We start from the raw sequence: 21257 nt of genomic DNA, 5'->3' as shown, positions 1-21257 counted from the left end.
TGTGTTGCCGTCACGGTCTTTGGTCCGGGCCCTCACGGACGGCTACTGTCTGGCCCGCTCCCCCGGCGCCGGGGCCTCCCCGTCCCCAGGCGCCGGGGGAGCGGTATCTGTCCGCCAGCAGAAGGACCGCCGTGGGGTCTCACCGCCGCCTTGCCTCCTTTGGATTCACCGGATTCAACCGGGGCGCCACCGCTTTGTGCGTGCTGTCGGCCGCGGCCGCCGCGCTCGGCGCCGTACCCGCGCAGGCGGCGCCGCACGACGGCACCCGCGCCGAGGTGGACCGCCTCTACCAGGAGGCCGAGCAGGCGACCCAGGCCTTCGACAAGGCCGAGGAGCAGGCCGACTCGCTGCGCCGGGAGGTGCAGGGCGCCCAGGACCACATGGCCCGCCAGCAGCAGCGCATCAACACCCTGCGCGAGCACCTCGGTTCGCTGGCCGGCGCCCAGTACCGGGCCGGCGGCATCGACCCGGCCGTCGCGCTGCTGTTCTCCGACGACCCCGACGACTACCTCGACAAGGCCTCCACCCTCGACCGCATCACCACCCAACAGGCAGGCCAGTTGCGGGAGTTGAGGTCGGCGCTGCGGGAGCTCGCCCAGGAGCGCGCCGAGGCGGCCGGGAAGCTCGCCGAGCTGGACAAGAGCCGCAAGGCCGTGGCCGTGCACAAGAAGACCGTCGAGCAGAAGCTCGCCAAGGCCCGGCAGCTGATCGACTCCCTGCCGGCCGCCGCCCGCGCCGCCTACGACCGCGCCTCCCGGGACACCCGCGCCGACCTGCCCGACCTGTCCGGCGTGGTCGCCCCGGACGCCCGTGCCGCGGCCGCCGTGGCCGCCGCGCAGTCCGCCCTCGGCCGGCCCTACGTCTGGGGCGCGAACGGCCCCTCCGGCTTCGACTGCTCGGGCCTGATGCAGTGGTCGTACGCGCATGCCGGCATCCATCTGCCGCGCACCTCGCAGGAGCAGCGCTTCGCCGGCCGGCACGTCCCGCTCTCCCAGGCCCGGCCCGGCGACCTCGTGGTCTACCGGTCCGACGCCAGCCATGTGGCCATGTACGTCGGCAACGGCCAGGTCATCCACGCGCCCTACCCGGGGGCGGCGGTGCGGTACGACCCCGTCGGGATGATGCCGATCTCCTCGGTGACCCGGCCCTGACGGTGTCGGCCGCCGTTACGATCGGGAAATGACCGGTCGCGCAAGAGTGGGGTGGCTCGGGGCCGCCGGCCTCGCCCTGCTGCTGCCCCTGACCGGATGCGCGGGCAGCGGCACGACGGCCGACACCGCCCGCACCGAGGTGCAGCACCTGCTCGACCGGCGCTCGGCCGCCCTCCTCCGGCACGACGAGCCGGCGTACGCGGCCACCGGCACCCGCACCGAGTACACCCGGCTACGGGCGCTCCCGCTGGCCTCCTGGGCCTATCGGGTCACCGGCGTACGCCGTACCGCCACCGGCGCCACGGCCGACGCCGAGCTGAACTATCGCGTCGCCGGGTACGACACCGCCCCGGTCGACGCCCAGCGCACCCTCACCCTCGGCCGTACCGCGGACGGGAAGTGGTACGTCGCCGCCGACGAGCCCGCCAGGCAGGCCGGGCAGCAGCTGTGGGACCAGGGTTCGGTGACCGTCGTCCGGGGTGCGCACAGCCTGGTGCTGGGCACCGGCCGGACGCAGGCCGAGCTGCGTGCCTACGCCGGGCTCGCCGACCGGGCCGTGCCGACCGTCTCCCGGGTGTGGGGCGGTGACTGGAGCCGCCGGGTCGTCGTGCTCGTGCCGCGCTCGCTGGCCGGCATGGGCGGGCTGCTCGGCTCGCCCGCCGCGGACTACCGGGGCATCGCGGCCGTCACCACCGGTGAGGTGGGGGGTTCCGGGAAGGCGCCCGCGGACCGGGTGGTGGTCAACCCGGAGGCGTACGCCGTCCTCGGTGACCTCGGCAAACAGGTCGTCCTCACGCACGAGACCACCCATGTGGCGACCCGTGCCCACACCACCGCCGCGACCCCGCTGTGGCTCTCCGAGGGGTATGCGGACTGGATCGGCTACCTCGGCACCGGCCGCACCCCCACCGAGGTCGCGCCGGAACTGACCCGCGCCGTCCGGGACGGTCTCACCCCCGCCGCCCTGCCCACCGACAAGGACTTCGGCTTCACCAGCGACCCCGTCAAGCTGGCCCAGGCCTACGAGAGCGGCTGGCTGGCCTGCCGGATGATCGCCGGTCACTGGGGCACGGCCCGGCTCGGCGCCTTCTACCGGGCCGTCGGCGACCGTCAGCAGCGGGCGGGCGCGGTCGAGGCGGCGCTGAAGACCGTGCTCGGGACCACCCCGGAGGCGTTCACCGAGAGTTGGCGGGCGTACGTCAGGAGTCAGCTCGGCTGAGCGTCTCCAGGGCCTCGCGCAGCCAGGCCCGCTCGGCCTGCCCGGTGGCCCGGGCCACCCGCAGCATCCCCTCCCGGAACAGGTCCCCGGCCTCCTCGGCCCGCACCGGCTCGCCCTGCCGGTAGAAGAAGCTGGCCGGAGTCTGGAGGAAGTCCAGCCGGCGGCGCAGTACGGCGGCCTGCCCGGCGGGGTCGTCCAGGTGCCGCAGGAAGGCCAGCACGGTGTTGAAGCGGACGTGGTCGGTGATCTCCGCCTGCTTGGGGCTGCGCAGACGCTCCAGCAGCTCCGCGCGTCCCTTCCCGGTCAGGGACAGCACCCGGCGCGGGGCGGCGCTCGCGCCCTCCTCGGTGCGCTGGTCCAGCAGTCCGGCGGCGACCAGCCGGTTGATGGCCGGGTAGAGCGCGCCGTCGCTGACCGGGCGGACATGCCCGCTCAGCGCCTTGATCCGCTCCTTCAGCTCATAGCCGTGCAGCGGCTCCTCGGCGAGAAACCCCAGGATCGACAACTCCAGCACCGGTTCTCCTCAGCGTGCGGTGCCCCCTTGCGGCGGCCTCGGACGCCATGTTACCTCTTATCGAGCTACCTCGATTAGTGGTAGCTCGATAAGAGGGGGATCACGTGAACGCCCACCGCAGACAGCTCATCGCGCTCGCCCACCCCGTCTACCTCTCGCTGCTCGCCTCGGTCGCGTCGGGGATCATCAACACCGTCTGGGTCTCCCGGCTCGGCGGAGCCGCCGTCGCCGCCGTGGCCGTCGCCACCAACACCGAGAACGTGCTGCTCGGGGTCGCGCTGGTCTTCGCCTCCGGTACGACGGTGCTGGTCGCGCATGCCCGGGGCGCCCGGGACCCGGCTGCCGTACGGGCCGCCGTACGCGGGGGCTGGGCGCTGTGCGCGCTGGTCACCCCCGTGGTCGCGGCCGGCGGCTTCCTGCTGCGCGGGCCGCTGGCCGGGCTGGTCCTCGGCGGCGACGACAGCGCGGCCCTGCGCCTGGCGGGCGCCTACTTCGCGATCTCCCTGCCCGGCATGGCCGTCTTCTTCGCCCAGCAGCTCGTCGACGGCATCCTCAAGGGCGCCGGCGACACCCGCACGCCGATGCGGCTCGCGCTGCTGGCGAACGGCCTGATCCTGGTGTGCGACCCGGTCCTCATCCACGCCTACGGGGTCCCGGGCGCCGCCGCCTCCACCGTGCTGTGCCGCTGCGCCGCCCTCACCGTGGGCCTGCGCGCCCTGCGCCGTGACGCCCTGCTGCGGACGGCGGCCGGGGCCCCGCCCGCCGGACCGGTCACGGGCGCCCTGCGCCGCACCTTCGCCACGGGTCTGCCCATGTCCGCCGACTTCACCGTGCGCCAGGGCGGAGCGCTGGTCCTGATTGCGATCGTGGCGCGGCTCGGGGTGACCGTGGTGGCCGCCTACGCCATCGCCTACAAGGTCATGTACGTCGCCACCATGGCTTTCTACGCCGTACGCCAGGCCGCCGCGATCCACACCGCGCACACCCGGGGCGCCGGCACGGACGCGCGGCGGGAGATCGGCCGGCAGGCGGTGCTGCTCGCCGGACTCCTGGGGCTCACCGCCACCGCCTTGTTCGCCGTCTCGGCCCCCTGGATCATGGCCGCCTTCGGCGCCGGACCCGAAGTCGCCCGCCAGGGCGTGCTGTTCCTGCGCTGCATCGGCCCCTACCTGCTGCTGATGGCCTGCTTCATCGCGCTCGGCGGAGTCTTCGAGGGCAGCGGGGGAGCGCCCGCCCTGCTCCGGGTCACTCTGCTCGGCACGGCCGTCCAGCTGCCGCTGGCGTACGCCCTGGCCGGGCTCGGGCTGCCCGGCGTCTGCCTGGCGCTGGCGCTCGCGATGGGCGTGCAGTGCGCGGCCGTGACAGCGCTGCTGCGAAGGGCCGGCCACCACGAGAACGCCGGGATGTCCCTGGCCCGCGCCGGGTGAGCCGCGAGGGACCGGGGCCGCGTCGCGGTCGGTCCGGTGTGCTGCGGCGGCCGAGGCTTCCCTGGCAGCAGCGCGCTGCCGTGGCCTGCCGGGTGCCGTGGGCCGGCCGTCGTCTCCTGGCGTGGGCCGACCGGGTCAGGACGAGACCGGGGTCTCCCGGGGCCGGGCCGGCTCGGGCGGCAGGGGTGCGGCGGGGGCCGGGGGGACGGTCGCGCGCCACAGGCGGCGGGCCGCCAGGACGGTGGCGGCGACCAGCAGGCCATTGCGGACCGCCAGCAGCAGCACGCCGTACCGGTCGCTCGTCACCACGTGCCCGAAGCCGAGCGGGAACTCCAGCACCGTCACGAAGGACGCGAGCACGACCAGCAGCGCGGGCACGCCCATCCGGCTCGCCCGGAACGTCAGGCAGACCGCGGCCAGTCCGACCAGCCACACCAGGTACTGCGGGCTGATCACCCGGCTGGTCACCGTGAACACCAGCACCGCCGTGAACGCCGCGTCCGCGAGGGTGTGCGGCGGCCGGCGCGTCACCCGCAGCCGCCACAGCAGCAGCCAGCCGAACGCGGCCCCGGTCAGCGCCAGCGCCGCCGTGCTCACCTGCTCCACATGCGGGCCGAGGAATTCCAGCGACCCGTAGTTCAGCAGCACCTGTCCGTGCCAGCCGAAGTGCCGGGCCACATGGAAGACCAGGGCGCCCAGCGACTCCACCTCGGTGCCCCGGTCCCGCTGAAAGGTCAGGAAGGCGAAGGCGCCCGGCATGGACACCGCGAACAGCGCGGCGAGCCCGGCCGCGGTCACCGCCGCCGACGCCCACGCCCGGCGCCGGAAGCAGCCCACCAGCAGCAGCGCCGGCCACACCTTCAGCAGTGCCCCGAACGCCGTCAGCGCGCCCATCACCCGCGGATGGCGGACGCCCGCGAGCAGCGCCGCCACGGCCACCGCGGTCACCATCACGTCGTAGCGGGCGAACACCGTCGGGCCGAGCAGCGGCACGCCCGCCACCCACACCCAGGCCCCGCGCAGCGACCGGCCGCTGCGCCCGGCCGGGTACAGCAGCAGCTGGAGCACGACCGCGTCGGCGAGGAACGCCAGCATGAAGAAGGCATGCGCGTACGACAGGAAGGGCAGGGCGGCGGGGGCGAGGACCGGCAGGGCCGCGGCGGGCGGGTACTGCCAGGTCACGTCGTCCAGCGGAAACGTTCCGTGCCGCAGGACCTCGTACCAGCCGCGGTAGATCACCGACACGTCGGAGGTGACGTCCGGGCCCGGGAAGACCCACACCTGGAAGACGAACAGCAGGAGTACCAGACGGGTGACGCCCCAGATCGTGAGCAGCCATGCCAGGGACCGCCCGGCACCCTTCGTCTCCACGTGATCCCCTGCCGTTCGCGTTCAGGCCGGTCACCATGATGTCGTGTCTGGCTGTGTACCTGCCACAGATTCGGCCGTACCCGGCTCCGGACGGCCGATTCGGTAGGGTCGGCGGTGATGCGCAAGACCCTGATCGTCACGAACGACTTCCCGCCCCGGCCGGGCGGAATCCAGGCCTTCCTGCACAACATGGCCCTGCGCCTGGAGCCCGGCCGGCTGGTCGTCTACGCCTCCACATGGAAGCGCGGCCGGGAGGGCGCCGAGGCCACGGCCGCCTTCGACGCCGAGCAGCCCTTCACCGTCGTACGCGACCGGACGACCATGCTGCTGCCCACCCCGCGGACCACCCGGCGGGCGGCCGGGCTGCTGCGCGAACACGGCTGTACGTCGGTGTGGTTCGGGGCGGCGGCCCCGCTCGGCCTCATGGCACCCGCGCTGCGCAAGGCCGGCGCCGAGCGGCTGGCGGCCACCACCCACGGGCACGAGGCCGGCTGGGCCCAGCTGCCCGCCGCCCGGCAGCTGCTGCGCCGGATCGGGGAGTCCACGGACACGATCACCTATCTGGGTGACTACACGCGGTCGAGGATCGCCACCGCCCTCACCCCGGCGGCCGCCCGGCGCATGGTCCAGCTGCCGCCCGGGGTCGACGAGAAGACCTTCCACCCCGGCTCCGGCGGCGACGAGGTCCGCGCCCGCCTCGGCCTCACCGACCGCCCGGTCGTGGTCTGCGTCTCCCGGCTGGTCCCGCGCAAGGGCCAGGACACCCTGATCCAGGCCATGCCCCGCATCCTCGCCGCCGAGCCCGACACCGTGCTCCTCGTCGTCGGCGGCGGCCCCTACGAGCAGGACCTGCGCCGTCTGGCCCAGGAGACCGGCGTCGCGGACTCGGTCCGCTTCACCGGCGCGGTCCCCTGGTCCGAGCTGCCCGCCCACTACGGCGCCGGCGACGTCTTCGCCATGCCCTGCCGCACCCGGCGCGGCGGCCTGGACGTGGAGGGCCTGGGCATCGTCTACCTGGAGGCCTCCGCCACCGGCCTCCCGGTCGTGGCGGGCGACTCCGGCGGCGCCCCGGACGCGGTCCTGGACGGCGAGACCGGCTGGGTGGTCCGGGGCGGCGACCCGGCGGAGGCGGCCGACCGCATCATCCCGCTGCTCCAGGACCCCGAGCTGCGCAGGAGGATGGGGGAGCGGGGCCGCCAGTGGGTGGAGGAGCGCTGGCGCTGGGACCTGCTCGCGGAGAAGCTCAAAGCCCTTCTCTAAAACGTCCCGGGGACTCTAGGCGGAACGGAAAAATCCGCCCATGCTGCGCGCATACAGCAAAACTGATGCAGCGTCAGCTGACGAGACGTCACATCCTCGGCATGGTCGCCCTCCAGACGGCCGCCGCCCTCGGCTTCACCCGCATCGGCCTGAAGTCGGCCCACGCCGCCGAACCCGACTCCGTCGACAACTCCCCGGCCATCGTGGTCGGTTCGGGCTACGGCGGTGCCGTCGCCGCCCTCCGGTTCGGCCAGGCCGGCATCCGTACCCTCGTCCTGGCGATGGGCCGGCTGTGGAACACCGCCGGCGGCGACGGCAAGGTGTTCTGCTCCACCCTCGCCCCCGACCAGCGCTCCATGTGGTTCCGCACCCGCACCGAGGCCCCGCTCGCCACCTTCCTGTGGCTGGACGTCGTCAACAAGGACATCAGCGCCTACCCCGGTGTCCTGGACCGGGTGCACTACGACGGCATGTCCGTCTTCGTCGGCCGGGGCGTCGGCGGCGGCTCCCTCGTCAACGGCGGCATGGCGGTCACCCCCGTGAAGTCGTACTTCGCCGAGCAGTTCCCGACCGTCGACGCCGACGAGATGTACGGCACCTACTACCCGCGCGCCCGCGCCATGCTCGGCGTCAATACCGTCGACCCCACCTGGTTCGAGTCCACCGAGTGGTACCAGTTCGCCCGCACCTCCCGGAAGGCCGCCGGCAACGCGGGCCTGAAGACCACCTTCGTGCCGAACGTCTACGACTTCGGGTACATGGAGCAGGAGGCCGCCGGTGCGGCGTTGTAGTCGGCGAGGTTGTGCCCATGGCTGGCGCCAATGTTTGACTCGCCACCCTATTGAGTGAATGTGTCGGGCAACGAGGTGCGCCCGCTGCCTGCGCCTCGCTACGGTCAGGGGCGGCTGGAGGCGACAACCAAGCTTCCCGCTTCCCTTGGACTGGTCGCGACCGGTCCCCGCCGCAGGGCCTGTGGTGGACGGACATCGGGCTCCGCCAGGTGTCAAACCTTCCGGCGTGAGCCAGGAAGGAGTCCCCCTCGTGGGGAGAAGGCCAAGGCAACAACCACGGCAACGAGTGGACCGTAACAGGGGTAGTGACTCCGCCTCGCCGAGAGCCGGTCCGGCACCGCTGGACCGGCTCAGCGCCTATGAAGGCCGAGGTCCGCCGGGGGATCGCCCCGCTGCCCATGCGCTTCGAGCACTGGGTCAGCCTCTATCTGGCGATCACCAAGAACCCCGAGCGGGCGTCCTTCTCGTACGACTCCTCGTCCGGGGCGGTGAAGCTCGGCTGGACGCCCGCCCAGAGCGCGGTCTCGGTGGCCATGGCCAAGAAGCTGTTCGACCGGATCAACCTGGCCAACGCCACCATCTACCGCTACGACCTGTTCGGCTCCAGCAGCAAGGTCTTCGCCGACGACTTCACCTATCACCCGCTGGGCGGCTGCGTCCTCGGGAAGGCGACGGACGACTACGGCCGGGTGAAGGGGTACGACCACCTCTACGTCACCGACGGCTCGCTCGTGCCCGGCAACATCGGCGTGAACCCGTTCGTCACCATCACCGCGCTCGCCGAACGCACCATGGCGCGGGTCCTCGCCGAGGACACCGCGCCATGAGACAACTGCCGGGCTATTTGGCGTAGATGGCCTCGATCTCGTTCGCGTAGTCCTTCGCCACCACGTTCCGCTTGAGCTTCAGCGACGGGGTGAGGTGGCCCGACTCCTCCGTGAACTGGGAGGACAGAATGCGGAACTTCCGCACCGATTCCGCCTTCGACACCGCGGCGTTGCCGTCGTCGACCGCCGCCTGGATCGCCGCGTTCAGATCCGGGTCGTCCTTCAGCGACGCCGCGGTGGAGCCCGCCGGCTTGCTGTGCTCCTCGGCCCAACGGCCCAGGAACTCCTCGTCGATGGTGACCAGCGCGCCCACGAACGGCCGCCCGTCGCCCACCACCATGCACTCCGCGACCAGCGCGTGCGCCCGGATCCGGTCCTCGATCACCGCGGGGGCGACGTTCTTGCCGCCCGCCGTGACGATGATCTCCTTCTTGCGGCCGGTGATCCTGAGGTAGCCGTCCTCGTCCAGGGTGCCGATGTCACCGGTGTGGAACCAGCCGTCGGCCAGCGCCTCGGCGGTCGCGCCCGGGTTGTTCCAGTACTCCTTGAACAGGTGCTCGCCGTGCAGCAGCACCTCGCCGTCGTCCGCTATCCGCACCACCGAGCCCGGCAGCGGCTGGCCGACCGTGCCGATCTTCTGCCGGTCCCACGGGTTGAACGTGGTCGCGGCACAGGACTCGGTCAGGCCGTAGCCCTCCAGCACCGTGAAGCCGATGCCCCGGAAGAAGTGGCCGAGCCGCTCGCCGAGCGGGGCGCCGCCGGAGATGGCGTACTCGCCCCGGCCGCCGAGCACCGCGCGCAGCTTGCTGTAGACCAGCTTGTCGAAGACCTTGTGCTTGACCTTCAGGCCGAAGGACGGGCCGGAGGCGCTGTCCAGCGCCTTGCTGTAGGCGATCGCGGTGTCCGCCGCCTTGTCGAAGATCGCGCCCTTGCCGTCCGCCTGGGCCTTGGCCCGCGCGGAGTTGTACACCTTCTCGAAGACCCGCGGCACGCCGAGGATCAGCGTCGGCCGGAACGCGGCCAGTTCGTCGGTGAGGTTCTTGATGTCCGGGACACAGCCGAGCTTGATCGGCGCCATCATCGGCGCGATCTGCACCAGCCGCCCGAAGACATGCGCGAGCGGAAGGAAGAGCAGCACCGAGCACTCACCGGTGCGGAACAGCGGACGCAGCCGCTCCACCGCGTTCCCGCACTCGGCGAAGAAGCTGCGGTGGGTGAGCACACAGCCCTTGGGCCGGCCCGTCGTACCGCTCGTGTAGACGATGGTCGCCGGGTCGTCGGCGCGGGCGAGCGAGCTGCGCTCCTCCACCGTCTGGTCGGAGACGTCCTGCCCGAGCCGGCCCAGCTCCTCCACGCCGCCGGCGTCGATCTGCCAGACGTGCTTGAGGGCGGGCAGCGACTCGCGCACCGACTCCACGGCCGCCGCGTGACCCGCCTGCTCCACGATGCACGCGGTCGCGCCCGAGTCGGACAGGATCCACCCCACCTGCTCCGGCGAGCTGGTCTCGTACACCGGCACGGTGACCGCGCCCGCGCTCCAGATCGCGAAGTCCAGCAGCGTCCACTCGTACCGGGTGCGGGACATCAGGCCCACCCGGTCGCCCGGCTGCACCCCGGCGGCGATGAGGCCCTTGGCGGCGGTGTGCACCTCGGCCAGGAACTGCCGGGCCGTCACGTCCTGCCAGGCACCGCCGGTCTTGCGGGCCATGACGGCGACGTCGGGATGCTGCGCGGCGTTTCTGCGGACGATATCGGTCAGATTGCCGTCCGCAGGGACCTCGTACAAAGCCGGAAGGCTGAACTCGCGCAAGACTGCTGCTCCTCATAGGGCGCCGGCGCCACGACACTGTGTGATGCGACGGTGTGGTCCAAGGCTCGGGCTGATGCTCGGGTTTTCGGTGGCTGAAATCCGGAGCACGACTGGACTGCCCGGACGTTACCCGCCGGTATGGCGTTCCCGACAGGGGGTCCGAGCCAGATGTTCGCTGCGTCACACACGTTGGCGTTCCTTTTGCGCACAGTAGTCCACGGCTGAACCGACCGGCGAGTAACCCCAGGCCGGACCGGCACTGTTCACGCACATCACACACGCCTACGCTTGATCGCCATGGCATCCACACCGCCCGCAGAACCGCCCGCCGCAGACCGAGCCGCCCCGGGTCGCAGGACCCGCGTCCACGTGGTCAGCGACGTGCACGGCAACGCCCGGGACCTGGCCCGGGCCGGCGAGGGTGCCGACGCCCTGATCTGCCTGGGCGACCTCGTCCTCTTCCTCGACTACGCCGACCACTCGCGCGGCATCTTCCCCGACCTGTTCGGCAAGGAGAACGCAGACCGCATCGTCGAGCTGCGCACCGCCCGCCGCTTCGAGGAGGCCCGGGAGTTCGGCGCCCGGCTGTGGGGCGGCATCGGCACCGACCGGGCCGCCGCCATCGAGAAGGCCGTGCGCAAGCAGTACGCCGAGATGTTCGCCGCGTTCCCCACCCCGACGTACGCCACGTACGGCAATGTCGACATGCCGCCGCTGTGGAGCGAGTACGCCCGCCCCGGCACCACGGTCCTCGACGGCCAGCGGGCGGAGATCGGCGGCCGTGTCTTCGGCTTCGTCGGAGGTGGCCTGAAGACACCCATGCGGACGCCGTACGAGATCGACGACGAGGAGTACGCGGCGAAGATCGAGGCGGTCGGCGAGGTCGACGTGCTGTGCACGCACATCCCGCCGGAGGTCCCCGAACTGGTCTACGACACCGTCGCGCGCCGCTTCGAACGCGGCAGCCGCGCCCTGCTGGCCGCCATCCGCCGCACGAAACCCCGCTACGCGCTCTTCGGGCATGTCCATCAGCCGCTCGCCCGCCGGATGCGGATCGGCTCCACGGAATGCGTGAACGTGGGCCACTTCGCCGGGACGGGCAAGCCCTGGGCGCTCGAATGGTGACGGGGGCGACGACCGGTGTCCGGGGGCGCGGGACGGGGTGAAGGCCGCGGACCGGTGGCGCGGTAGCCTTCACGCTGCACACACGTGCGCACGACTACCTCAGTACGGCCCGCATCTGGAGGAGCCACGGCGATGGCGGAACACACCAGCTCGACCATCACGATCGAGGCGGCCCCGGCCGACGTCATGGCGGTGATCGCCGACTTCGCCCGCTACCCGGACTGGACCGGTGAGGTGAAGGAGGCGGAGGTCCTCAAGACCGACGACCAGGGCCGCGCCGAGCAGGTCCGCCTCGTCATGGACGCCGGCGCCATCAAGGACGACCAGACCCTCGCCTACACCTGGACCGGCGGTGGCGAGGTCTCCTGGAGCCTGGTGAAGTCCCAGATGCTCCGCTCCCTGGACGGCTCCTACGTGCTGAAGCCGGCCGGTCAGGGCGCCACCGAGGTCACCTACCGGCTCACCGTCGACGTCAAGATCCCCATGCTCGGCATGATCAAGCGCAAGGCGGAGAAGGTCATCATCGACCGGGCGCTGGCCGGTCTGAAGAAGAGGGTGGAGTCGGGAGAGGCGTCGGGGGAGACGTCAGGGGAGGCGTCGGGGGAGAAGTAGTCGCCCCGTACACCCCCCGCGCACGACGGTACCGTTCACCCTCATGCGCACCATCCTGATCATGGGCCCCGGCGGCAGCGGTCGTACCACCATCGCGGCCGCGACCGCACAGCGCGCGGCGCGTGCGGGCACCCGCACGCTGCTGCTCAGCGCCGACCGCACCGACACCCCCGGCGCGGCCCTGGGCTCCCCGACAGGACCGGCCCCGCACGAGGCGGCGCCGCAGCTCACCGTCTGGCGGCCCGACGCGGCCGACCGCTTCCGTGACGATCTCGCCGCCTTCCAGACCCGCGCCGCCAACGTCCTCGACCTGCTCGGCGCGTCCCGGCTGGACGCCGAGGAGGTCACCCCGCTGCCCGGCGCCGAGGAGCTGTCCTTCCTGCGCGCCCTGCGGGACGCCGCCCTCTGCGAGCGCTACGACCTCCTCGTCGTCGACCTCCCGCCCCTCCCGCAGGCCCTCGCCCTGCTCGGTCTGCCCGAGGAGCTGCGCCGCTACCTGCGCCGCCTGCTCCCGCCCGAGCGGCAGGCGGCCCGCGCCCTGCGGCCGGTCCTCGGCCGGCTCGCCGGGGTGCCCATGCCCGCCGACTGGCTGTACGAGACGGCGGCCCGCTGGGACGTCGAGCTGGCCGCCGTCGAGGCCGTCCTCACCGACCGCGCGACCGCCGTACGCCTGGTCGCCGAGCCCGGTCCGGCCGGCGCCGACGCCGTCCGCACCGCCGGCCTCGGCCTCGCCCTGCGCGGCCTGCCCGTCGAGGCCCTGATCGCCCACCGCACCCTGCCCGAGACCGCTCCCGACAGCTGGCTCGCGGGACTGCTCGCCCAGCAGCGCAAGACCCTCGCCGACTGGCAGGAGCTGCCGTACGACGTCCACCCCGTCCCCCACCTGGGCCGCGACCCCCGAGGCGAGGACGACCTCGCCGCCCTCGCCGTACCGCCCGTCAACCCGGCGCCCGCCCCGGTCGGGTGGCCCGTCGGCGACCGGATCGCCGAGGACGGCGTGCTGGTCTGGCACATCCCGCTGCCCGGCGCGATACGGGACGAGCTGGACCTCATCCGGCGCGGCGACGAACTCGTGATCACCGTGGGCCCGTTCCGCCGCATCGTCCCGCTGCCCTCCGCGCTGCGCCGCTGCACCGTCGCCGGGGCCGGTCTGCGCGAGGGCGAACTGCGCATCCGGTTCGCCCCGGACCCCGGCCTGTGGCCCGTCGCCGGACGGTGAACGGGCACGCCCGTTCGGGTAACGTCGTACGGGCGAACCGTAGTCAGGAGTCCGCCATGAGCGAAGAGCGCCCCGTAAGCGATCCGTACGAGGAGCCGGCGAGGGCGACCGACGCCGACGCCTGGGCCACGGCCTGCGCCGAGGACCTCGCCGCCGAGAAGGCCCGCCGCCGCGCCGAGTACGGCCCGCGGCCGGGCTCGGCCGCCGAGGAACTGAAGAAGTTCGTGGACACGGTCGCCGACAAGCTGTCCGGCCTCCAGTCACCCCTGCTCGGCGGCCTCGCCGGACCCACCGCCCAGCAGGTGGTACGGCAGGTCGTCCAGCAGGCCAAGGCCGCCGTCGAGCCCGTCATAGAGCGCAACCCGGACGTCTTCGACCACCTCGCCGCGGCCGGCGGCGAGCTGCTGGCCGCCTACCGCTCCGCCGTCCAGGCCCAGGAACAGCGCTGGACCGCCCGCACGGCCGAGGACCTGACCCGTGAGGCGCGCGAGGACCGCGACGGCCGGCGCGACGGGGGCGAGGGCACGGGTCCCGGGGAGCGGATCGACCTGGACTGAAGCGCTTTCCCGGCAGGGCCTCGGGTACGGTTGGCCGTAGCGGGGCTCGACCGAAACTGAGGGATTCATGGGACTCACCATCGGCGTCGACATCGGCGGCACCAAGATCGCGGCCGGCGTGGTCGACGAGGAAGGCAACATCCTCTCGACCCACAAGGTGCCGACCCCGGGCACGCCCGAGGCGATCGTGGACGCCATCGCCTCGGCCGTGGAGGGCGCGCGCGCCGGGCACGAGATCGTCGGCGTGGGCATCGGCGCGGCCGGTTACGTGAACCGGCAGCGCTCGACGGTGTACTTCGCGCCGAACATCGACTGGCGCCAGGAACCGCTGAAGGAGAAGGTCGAGGCTCGCGTGGGCCTCCCGGTCGTGGTCGAGAACGACGCCAACGCCGCCGCCTGGGGCGAGTACAAGTTCGGCGCCGGCAAGGGCCACCGCAACGTCATCTGCATCACGCTCGGCACCGGCCTCGGCGGCGGCATCATCATCGGCAACAAGCTGCGCCGCGGCCACTTCGGCGTGGCCGCCGAGTTCGGCCACATCCGGATGGTCCCGGACGGCCTGCTGTGCGGCTGCGGCTCGCAGGGCTGCTGGGAGCAGTACGCCTCCGGCCGCGCCCTGGTGCGCTACGCCAAGCAGCGCGCCAACGCCACCCCCGAGAACGCGGAGCTGCTGCTCTCGCTCGGCGACGGCACCCCCGACGGCATCGAGGGCAAGCACATCTCCATGGCCGCCCGCCAGGGCGACCCGGTCGCCGTCGACTCCTACCGCGAGCTGGCCCGCTGGGCCGGCGCGGGCCTCGCCGACCTGGCCTCCCTCTTCGACCCGTCCGCCTTCATCGTCGGCGGCGGCCTCTCCGACGAGGGCGAACTGGTCCTCGACCCGATCCGCAAGTCCTACAAGCGCTGGCTGGTCGGCGGCAACTGGCGCCCGGTGGCCGACGTGATCGCGGCCCAGCTGGGCAACAAGGCGGGCCTGGTGGGCGCGGCGGACCTGGCGCGGGAGCCCGATCCGATCATGTAAGAAGCGGTGCTGAAAAGGGGCGCGGGGCCGTATGAACATGCGGCTCCGCCGCGTGGGCGCGACAAGCCACGACGACGCGGCAGTCGCACACGAAACCCCGCGCCCCGGGCTGTGAGGCGCCCCAACTCCCCCGCGGCGTAAATTGACGGCATGGCGACCCCGCTGCTTCCCAACTCCCGTACGGAATCCGACGGTTCCGCCGTCATCCGCGTCCTGAGCTACAACATCCGCTCGATGCGCGACGACACCGACGCCCTGGCCAGGATCATCACCGCCTGCGCCCCCGACCTGGTCCTCGTCCAGGAAGCTCCCCGCTTCTTCCGCTGGCGCAAAAAGCTCGCCCGCCTGGCCGCTGCATCCGGCCAGGTCATCCTCACCGGCGGAGCCACCGCCGCCGGCCCGGCGATCCTCTGCTCGCTCCGGGCCACCGTCGAGCGCACGGAAGACGTCCTCCTCCCGCTCACCCCCGGCCGGCACCGGCGCGGCTTCGCCACGGCGGTGGTCCGCATCGGCAGAGCCCGCCTGGGAGTGATCAGCTGCCATCTGAGCCTGGACAAGGACGAGCGGTACGAGCAGGGCGGCATGCTCCTCGACCGCGTCGCCGGACTCGGCGTCGAGCACGCCATCGCGGGCGGTGATCTGAACGAGGGCCCGGACGGCCGCACGTTCCGCCTGCTCTCCGGCACCCTCCAGGACTGCCGGGCCGTGGCCCCCTGGGGCGGCGAGGAGACTTGGCGGTACAGCGAGCCGCACCGTCGTATCGACGCCGTCCTCGCCACGAAGGGCATCGAAGTGCTCGGCTGCGGCGTGCCCCTGGACCAGCCGGGCGTCACTCGCGCCGACCTGATCGCGGCCACGGACCATCTCCCGGTCCTGGCCGCCCTCAGGATCCCGGTCGGCTGAAGCCTCGCTAGACGACGGCTCCGCGCCCCGGGTCGTCGTGCTCGTCGTCGTCCGTGCGCATCCGCATCACCAGCGTGGCGAAACCGCCGAGGAAGCCGCCGATGCCCAGGGTGGTCAGCCACCACGTCATGTCCCAGCCGAGCAGCACGGCCAGCAGGAGCAGGATCGGGCCGCCGACGACGCCCAGCCAGGCGAACTTGGCGGTGGTGTCCGCGGTCGGCAGCGGGGGCGGCTCCGGCGGGACGAAGTGGCCCTCGTCGTCCTCGTCGAAGTCGTCCTCCGAGGGCTCGGGCGCCGTGTAGTCGCGCGGGCCGATGCCGGGCGCGAAGGAGACCGAACTGCCCAGCGGGCGCACGGGCGGCGCCCCCGCCGACTCGTCCCGCTCGGCCGTACCGTCCTTCGCCGTGTCCTTGGCGATGTCCGGCCCGGCGTCCGTCGCCGGCAGCGCGAGGTCCTGCACCGGTTTGAAGGGCTTCGCGCCCGGCGGGTCCGGCGGCTCTTCGCCGTACCCCGCGACGATGGCCCGCCAGGCGGCGTCCTCGTCGAAGGGCACCCCCTGCTCGTCCGGCTCGCGACCCTCGCGGTCCGAGTCGTGCTCAGCCAACTGAGGCCGTCCCTTCCTCACTGTCCTGCCCGGCGCCGTCCCTGCCGGCACCGGGTGCGAGCCGGCCGATGAAGGCGAGGCTCTCCTCGAAGATCCGGTCCGCATCCTCGTCCAACGTCGCCACGTGGTAGCTGTGTTCCAGCACGATCTCCGATACGTCCCTGGACGACACCCGGCTCAGCACCCGGGCGGAGTCGGCCGCCGGGACGACATGGTCCTGGGCGCTGCGCAGCAGCAGCAACGGCTGGGTGACCTGGGGCAGCTCGCCGTCCAGCCGGCGCAGGAACACCCGCAGCGAGTGCGCCGCGTGCAGCGGCACCCGGTCGTAACCCAGCTCCGCCGCGCCCTCCTTGGCGATGTCGCTGGCGATGCCCCGCGTCGTCCGCACGAGATGCCGGGCCACCGGAAGGGCGTACGCCGACAGGCCGTGCACCTTGTTCGCCGGGTTGACGACCACCGCGCCCGTGACCCGCGTGCCGTGCCGGGCCGCGAGCCGAAGGGCCAGCGCACCGCCCATCGACAGGCCCGCGACGAACACCCGGGAGCAGCGCTCGGAGAGCAGCCGCAGCTCGCGGTCCACCTCCGCGTACCAGTCCTGCCAGCCGGTGACCTGCATGTCCTCCCAGCGGGTGCCGTGGCCGGGCAGCAGCGGCAGCGACACGGTCAGACCGTGGGCCGCGTGGTGCTCCGCCCAGGGGCGCAGCGACTGTGGCGAGCCGGTGAAGCCGTGGCAGAGGAGGACCCCCACCTCCCCGCCCTCGTGGCGGTACGGCTCAGCTCCGGGGAGAAGTGGCATGTGCTTCACCGTACGCGACCGCACTGACACCGACCAGGGTCGTCGGGCTCTTTGACGGTCCTGAAGGGTTAAGGTCTGTTCGACGGAAACGGGAGGCACACGGGTGTTGTACGGCACGATGAAGGTCGCCATCGGAGGACCGCTGAAGGTCGCCTTCAGGCCCTGGGTGGAGGGGCTGGAGAACATCCCGGCCGAGGGGCCGGCCATCCTGGCGAGCAACCACTTGTCCTTCTCGGACTCGTTCTTCCTGCCCGCGGTCCTGGACCGCAAGGTCACCTTCATCGCCAAGGCCGAGTACTTCACCACCCCGGGCGTGAAGGGCCGGCTGACGGCGGCCTTCTTCAAGGGCGTCGGCCAGCTCCCGGTGGACCGCTCCGGGGCGCGCGGCGCCGGCGAGGCCGCGATCAAGAGCGGCATAGAGGTGCTGGAGCGCGGCGAGCTCTTCGGCATCTACCCCGAGGGCACGCGTTCGCCCGACGGCCGGCTCTACCGGGGCAAGCCCGGCGGCCTCGCGCGCGTGGCGCTGGCCACCGGCGCGCCGGTCATCCCGGTCGCCATGATCGACACGGAGAAGATCCAGCCGCCCGGCAAGGTGATGCCGAAGCTGATGCGGCCCGGCATCCGGATCGGCAAGCCGCTGGACTTCAGCCGCTACGCCGGCATGGAGCACGACCGCTTCGTGCTGCGCGCCCTGACCGACGAGGTCATGTACGAGATCATGAAGCTCTCCGGCCAGGAGTACGTCGACATGTACGCGACCGCCGCCAAGCGGCAGATCGCGGAGGCGGCGAAGGCGGCCAAGGAGGCCGACAAGGCGGAGAAGGCCGAGAAGGCCGAGAAGAAGCCGGAGTCTCAAGAGGCTTAGCAGAGGGGCTGGGGGGACCGGGGGAGATGCCCAAGCGCGAGCGCGAGGGAGCCGAAGGGCGCGCCGGTGGCGAGAGCCCGAGCGCGCGGAGGCCCGAAGGGTTGAGCACGGCCGGGCTCTCGCCACCGGCTGGAGCGCCCGGAGGCGGACGAGCCAGGAACAGGGGCGTCCTGCGGATGTCGGTCGAGCTGCCGCTGTGGCGCGCGCTCGCCGGCTACCGAGTCCTGACCATGCTGTACGCCATCGGCCTGTGCGCCACCAGGTTCGACCTCTTCGTACGCCCCTGGATCGCCGTCGGCTACCTCGCCGCCATGGCCGTCTGGACCCTCGCCACCCTTCCCAAGGTGCGGAACGCGGCGAGCTGCACCAAGCGTTTCCTGGCCGCCGATCTGACCATCGCCCTCACGGGCATTCTGCTCACCCCGCTCGCCGACAGCCACCAGCGGATCGCCGGCGGCCCCACGCTGCCGTCGATATGGACCGCCGGCGCGGTACTGGCCTTCGCCATCAAGGGTGGCTGGCGCTGGGCCGCCGTCACCTCGACGCCGGTGGCCTTCGCCAACCTCGTCGAACGCGGCCATCCCGCGCGGGACACCGTGCACAGCCTGATCCTCGTCTGGGTCGCCTCCATCGCCATCGGCTACGTCGTCGAGGTCGCCCGCGCCTCCGAGCGCACCCTGGCCCGCGCCCTGGAGATCGAGGCCGCGACCCGGGAGCGGGAGCGGCTGGCCCGGGACATCCACGACGGCGTGCTCCAGGTGCTGGCGATGGTGAAGCGCCGGGGCACGGCCCTCGGCGGCGAGGCGGCCGAGCTGGGCCGGCTGGCCGGGGAGCAGGAGGTGGCGCTGCGCACGCTGGTCTCCGGCGGCCTGGTGCCGGTGTCCCGGGTGTCGCAGGACGCGGCCGCCGGAGCCGTCGTACGGGCCGTCGAGGAGCCGGCGGACGACGGTCCCGTCGATCTGCGCTCCCTGCTCGCCCCCTACGCGTCCGGGCGGGTCAGCCTCGCCGAGCCCGGTGCCCCGGTGCCGCTGCCGGCCCTGGTGGCCCGGGAGCTGGCGGCGGCGGTCGGCGCCGCCCTGGACAATGTCCGGGTGCACGCGGGCGAGGAGGCGCGGGCCTGGATCCTGGTCGAGGACGAGCCGGACGGGATCATCGTGAGCGTCCGGGACGACGGCCCCGGCATCCCCGCGGGCCGGCTCGCCGAGGCCGAGGGCGAGGGGCGGCTCGGGGTCGCCCAGTCGATCCGGGGCCGGCTGCGCGACCTGGGCGGCAGCGCCGAGCTGAGCTCCGTCCCCGGGCAGGGCACGGAAGTCGAACTGAAGGTACCGAAGAAGGCGAAGGCAGGGCGTCGATGAGCGAGCGGCAGGACCCGATCAAGGTCATGGTGGTGGACGACCACCCCATGTGGCGCGACGCGGTCGCCCGGGACCTGGCCGAGTCCGGCTTCGAGGTGGTCGCCACCGCCGGTGACGGCGAGCAGGCCGTGCGCCGCGCCAAGGCCGCCGCCCCCGACGTCCTCGTGCTGGACCTGAACCTGCCGGCCAAGCCCGGCGTCCAGGTGTGCAAGGAACTGGTCGGCCACAACCCGGCGTTGCGCGTCCTCGTGCTGTCCGCGAGCGGTGAGCACGCCGACGTCCTGGAGGCGGTGAAGTCCGGCGCGACCGGATATCTGCTGAAGTCGGCCTCCACCGAGGAACTGCTGGACGCCGTGCGCCGTACCGCCGTCGGTGACCCGGTGTTCACGCCGGGCCTCGCCGGACTGGTCCTCGGCGAGTACCGCCGCCTGGCCTCCGAACCGGCCCCCGCCCCGGACACCGACGAACCCGGCGCACCCCGGCTGACCGACCGGGAGACCGAGGTGCTGCGGCTGGTCGCCAAGGGCCTGAGCTACAAGCAGATCGCCGAACGCCTCGTCATCTCCCACCGCACGGTGCAGAACCACGTCCAGAACACCCTCGGCAAGCTCCAGCTGCACAACCGGGTCGAGCTGGTGCGCTACGCCATCGAGCGCGGCCTCGACGACGAGTGAGCCCGAACGCGGCCTGACGTCCCCGCGAATGCCCCGGAATCACCCGTCCCGCCCCTCCCGGTGTGACCTGGGTCACCGTTAGCGTGACCAAATGTCAGGAAACCGCGGCGAAGGGACTTTTCCATGCGGGTCGGAGTACTGACCGGAGGCGGCGACTGCCCCGGGCTCAACGCCGTCATCCGGGGCATCGTCCGCAAGGGCGTGCAGGAGTACGGCTATGACTTCACCGGCTTCCGGGACGGCTGGCGGGGTCCACTGGAGGGCCGCACCGTTCACCTCGACATCCCCGCGGTGCGCGGCATCCTGCCCCGCGGCGGCACCATCCTCGGCTCCTCGCGCACCAACCCCCTCAAGGCGGACAACGGCATCCGCCGGATCAAGGACAACCTGGCCAAGCTGGACGTCCAGGCCCTCATCGCGATCGGCGGCGAGGACACCCTGGGCGTCGCCGCGCGCCTGTCCGACGAGTACGGCGTCCCCTGCGTCGGCGTACCGAAGACCATCGACAACGACCTGTCGGCCACCGACTACACCTTCGGCTTCGACACCGCCGTCAACATCGCCACCGAGGCCATCGACCGGCTGCACACCACCGCCGAGTCCCATATGCGGGTCCTGGTCGTGGAGGTGATGGGCCGGCACGCCGGCTGGATCGCCCTGCACTCGGGCCTCGCCGGCGGCGCCAACGTCATCCTCATCCCCGAGCAGCGCTTCGACGTCGAGCAGGTCTGCGCCTGGGTCACCTCGCGCTTCCGGGCGTCGTACGCGCCGATCGTGGTCGTCGCCGAGGGCGCCATGCCGAAGGACGGCGACCTGGTGCTCAAGGACGGCTCACTGGACTCCTTCGGGCACGTCCGGCTCTCCGGGATCGGGGAGTGGCTGGCCAAGGAGATCGAGCGGCGCACCGGCAAGGAGGCGCGCACCACGGTCCTCGGCCATGTCCAGCGCGGCGGCACGCCCAGCGCCTTCGACCGCTGGCTCGCCACCCGCTTCGGCCTGCACGCCATCGACTGCGTCCACGACGGCGACTTCGGCACGATGGTCGCCCTGCGCGCCACCGACATCGTCCGCGTCCCCCTCGCCGACGCCACGGCCAGACTGAAGACCGTGGACCCGAAGCTGTACGAGGAGGTCGGGGTCTTCTTCGGCTGAACGG

The 21257-nt window shown here is 72.6% G+C and carries 19 protein-coding genes and 1 pseudogene; 15 read left to right on the top strand and 5 right to left on the bottom strand.

Annotation, left to right across the window (positions count from 1 at the left end; translation table 11 throughout):
- Nucleotides 1-131 precede the first annotated feature (131 nt).
- On the top strand, nucleotides 132-1151 hold the full coding sequence (locus LE548_RS12165; RefSeq protein ID WP_225096772.1) for an NlpC/P60 family protein: 1020 nt from the start codon (nucleotides 132-134) through the stop codon (nucleotides 1149-1151).
- Nucleotides 1152-1179: 28 nt separating this feature from the next.
- A complete protein-coding gene (locus LE548_RS12160; protein WP_225096771.1) occupies nucleotides 1180-2370 on the top strand; it encodes a hypothetical protein in 1191 nt (396 codons plus the stop codon).
- On the opposite strand, the gene LE548_RS12155 is transcribed toward LE548_RS12160, so the two are convergent.
- A complete protein-coding gene (locus LE548_RS12155) occupies nucleotides 2351-2884 on the bottom strand; it encodes a PadR family transcriptional regulator (protein ID WP_225096770.1) in 534 nt (177 codons plus the stop codon). The two genes, LE548_RS12160 and LE548_RS12155, sit on opposite strands and share 20 nt — an antisense overlap.
- Before the next feature lie 104 nt (nucleotides 2885-2988).
- Here LE548_RS12155 and LE548_RS12150 point away from each other — a divergent pair, with 104 nt between their 5' ends.
- Nucleotides 2989-4311, top strand: coding sequence for an MATE family efflux transporter (locus tag LE548_RS12150; protein ID WP_225096769.1), 1323 nt, complete (start codon nucleotides 2989-2991; stop codon nucleotides 4309-4311).
- Between the two features lie 135 nt (nucleotides 4312-4446).
- On the opposite strand, the gene LE548_RS12145 is transcribed toward LE548_RS12150, so the two are convergent.
- A complete protein-coding gene (locus LE548_RS12145; protein WP_225096768.1) occupies nucleotides 4447-5682 on the bottom strand; it encodes a glycosyltransferase 87 family protein in 1236 nt (411 codons plus the stop codon).
- A 117-nt stretch (nucleotides 5683-5799) separates the two neighbouring features.
- Between LE548_RS12145 and LE548_RS12140 the strand changes: the two genes are divergently transcribed.
- Complete coding sequence (locus tag LE548_RS12140) at nucleotides 5800-6942, top strand: glycosyltransferase family 4 protein (protein ID WP_225096767.1); 1143 nt, start codon at nucleotides 5800-5802, stop codon at nucleotides 6940-6942.
- Between the two features lie 101 nt (nucleotides 6943-7043).
- Nucleotides 7044-8560 (top strand): annotated as a pseudogene (locus LE548_RS46460) (GMC oxidoreductase).
- Between the two features lie 13 nt (nucleotides 8561-8573).
- Here the strand turns inward: LE548_RS46460 and LE548_RS12125 are convergent.
- Nucleotides 8574-10370 carry a long-chain fatty acid--CoA ligase gene (locus LE548_RS12125; RefSeq protein WP_225096766.1) on the bottom strand — a complete coding sequence of 599 codons (1797 nt, stop codon included), beginning with the start codon at nucleotides 10368-10370 and terminating at the stop codon, nucleotides 8574-8576.
- 369 nt (nucleotides 10371-10739) lie between these two features.
- Here LE548_RS12125 and LE548_RS12120 point away from each other — a divergent pair, with 369 nt between their 5' ends.
- The 6 genes from LE548_RS12120 (at nucleotide 10740) to LE548_RS12095 (ending at nucleotide 15807) form a co-directional block, all read left to right on the top strand.
- Nucleotides 10740-11495 carry a metallophosphoesterase gene (locus tag LE548_RS12120; protein WP_225096831.1) on the top strand — a complete coding sequence of 252 codons (756 nt, stop codon included), beginning with the start codon at nucleotides 10740-10742 and terminating at the stop codon, nucleotides 11493-11495.
- Nucleotides 11496-11627: 132 nt separating this feature from the next.
- Nucleotides 11628-12107, top strand: a complete 480-nt coding sequence (locus LE548_RS12115; protein WP_225096765.1) for an SRPBCC family protein — start codon at nucleotides 11628-11630, stop codon at nucleotides 12105-12107.
- 43 nt (nucleotides 12108-12150) lie between these two features.
- Nucleotides 12151-13326: an ArsA family ATPase gene (locus tag LE548_RS12110; protein WP_225096764.1), complete on the top strand. Its 1176-nt coding sequence runs from the start codon at nucleotides 12151-12153 to the stop codon at nucleotides 13324-13326.
- A gap of 56 nt (nucleotides 13327-13382) precedes the next feature.
- On the top strand, nucleotides 13383-13883 hold the full coding sequence (locus tag LE548_RS12105; RefSeq protein ID WP_225096763.1) for a DUF5304 domain-containing protein: 501 nt from the start codon (nucleotides 13383-13385) through the stop codon (nucleotides 13881-13883).
- A 67-nt stretch (nucleotides 13884-13950) separates the two neighbouring features.
- Nucleotides 13951-14904, top strand: coding sequence for an ROK family glucokinase (locus LE548_RS12100; protein ID WP_225096762.1), 954 nt, complete (start codon nucleotides 13951-13953; stop codon nucleotides 14902-14904).
- 150 nt (nucleotides 14905-15054) lie between these two features.
- Nucleotides 15055-15807 (top strand): endonuclease/exonuclease/phosphatase family protein, encoded by a 753-nt coding sequence (locus LE548_RS12095; RefSeq protein ID WP_225096761.1) that lies wholly within the window; start codon nucleotides 15055-15057, stop codon nucleotides 15805-15807.
- A gap of 7 nt (nucleotides 15808-15814) precedes the next feature.
- Here LE548_RS12095 and LE548_RS12090 read toward each other — a convergent pair whose 3' ends face one another.
- Together LE548_RS12090 and LE548_RS12085 are read right to left on the bottom strand one after the other, a co-directional pair.
- The gene (locus LE548_RS12090) at nucleotides 15815-16411 is read right to left on the bottom strand and encodes a hypothetical protein (protein WP_225096760.1); all 597 of its coding nucleotides are present in this window, start codon (nucleotides 16409-16411) and stop codon (nucleotides 15815-15817) included.
- Nucleotides 16404-17207, bottom strand: a complete 804-nt coding sequence (locus LE548_RS12085) for a carboxylesterase (protein ID WP_225096758.1) — start codon at nucleotides 17205-17207, stop codon at nucleotides 16404-16406. Before LE548_RS12085 ends, LE548_RS12090 begins: the two co-directional genes overlap by 8 nt.
- 118 nt (nucleotides 17208-17325) lie before the next feature.
- Between LE548_RS12085 and LE548_RS12080 the strand changes: the two genes are divergently transcribed.
- The 4 genes from LE548_RS12080 (at nucleotide 17326) to LE548_RS12065 (ending at nucleotide 21253) form a co-directional block, all read left to right on the top strand.
- Nucleotides 17326-18072 carry a lysophospholipid acyltransferase family protein gene (locus LE548_RS12080; protein ID WP_374116066.1) on the top strand — a complete coding sequence of 249 codons (747 nt, stop codon included), beginning with the start codon at nucleotides 17326-17328 and terminating at the stop codon, nucleotides 18070-18072.
- Nucleotides 18073-18248: 176 nt separating this feature from the next.
- Nucleotides 18249-19427, top strand: coding sequence for a MacS family sensor histidine kinase (gene macS, locus LE548_RS12075; RefSeq protein ID WP_225096756.1), 1179 nt, complete (start codon nucleotides 18249-18251; stop codon nucleotides 19425-19427).
- Entirely contained in the window at nucleotides 19424-20101 is a 678-nt protein-coding gene (locus LE548_RS12070; RefSeq protein WP_225096754.1) for a response regulator transcription factor, read from the top strand. The genes macS and LE548_RS12070 overlap by 4 nt, the downstream gene beginning before the upstream one ends.
- A 123-nt stretch (nucleotides 20102-20224) precedes the next feature.
- A complete protein-coding gene (locus LE548_RS12065) occupies nucleotides 20225-21253 on the top strand; it encodes a 6-phosphofructokinase (RefSeq protein WP_225096753.1) in 1029 nt (342 codons plus the stop codon).
- The last annotated feature ends 4 nt before the right edge of the window (nucleotides 21254-21257 follow it).

The sequence above is a fragment of the Streptomyces sp. CoH27 genome, assembly GCF_020181035.1.
Taxonomy (GTDB): Bacteria; Actinomycetota; Actinomycetes; order Streptomycetales; family Streptomycetaceae; genus Streptomyces; species Streptomyces camelliae.
The sequence above is the reverse complement of the archived record's forward strand: the minus strand, read 5'-3'. Positions and strand labels throughout refer to the sequence as shown.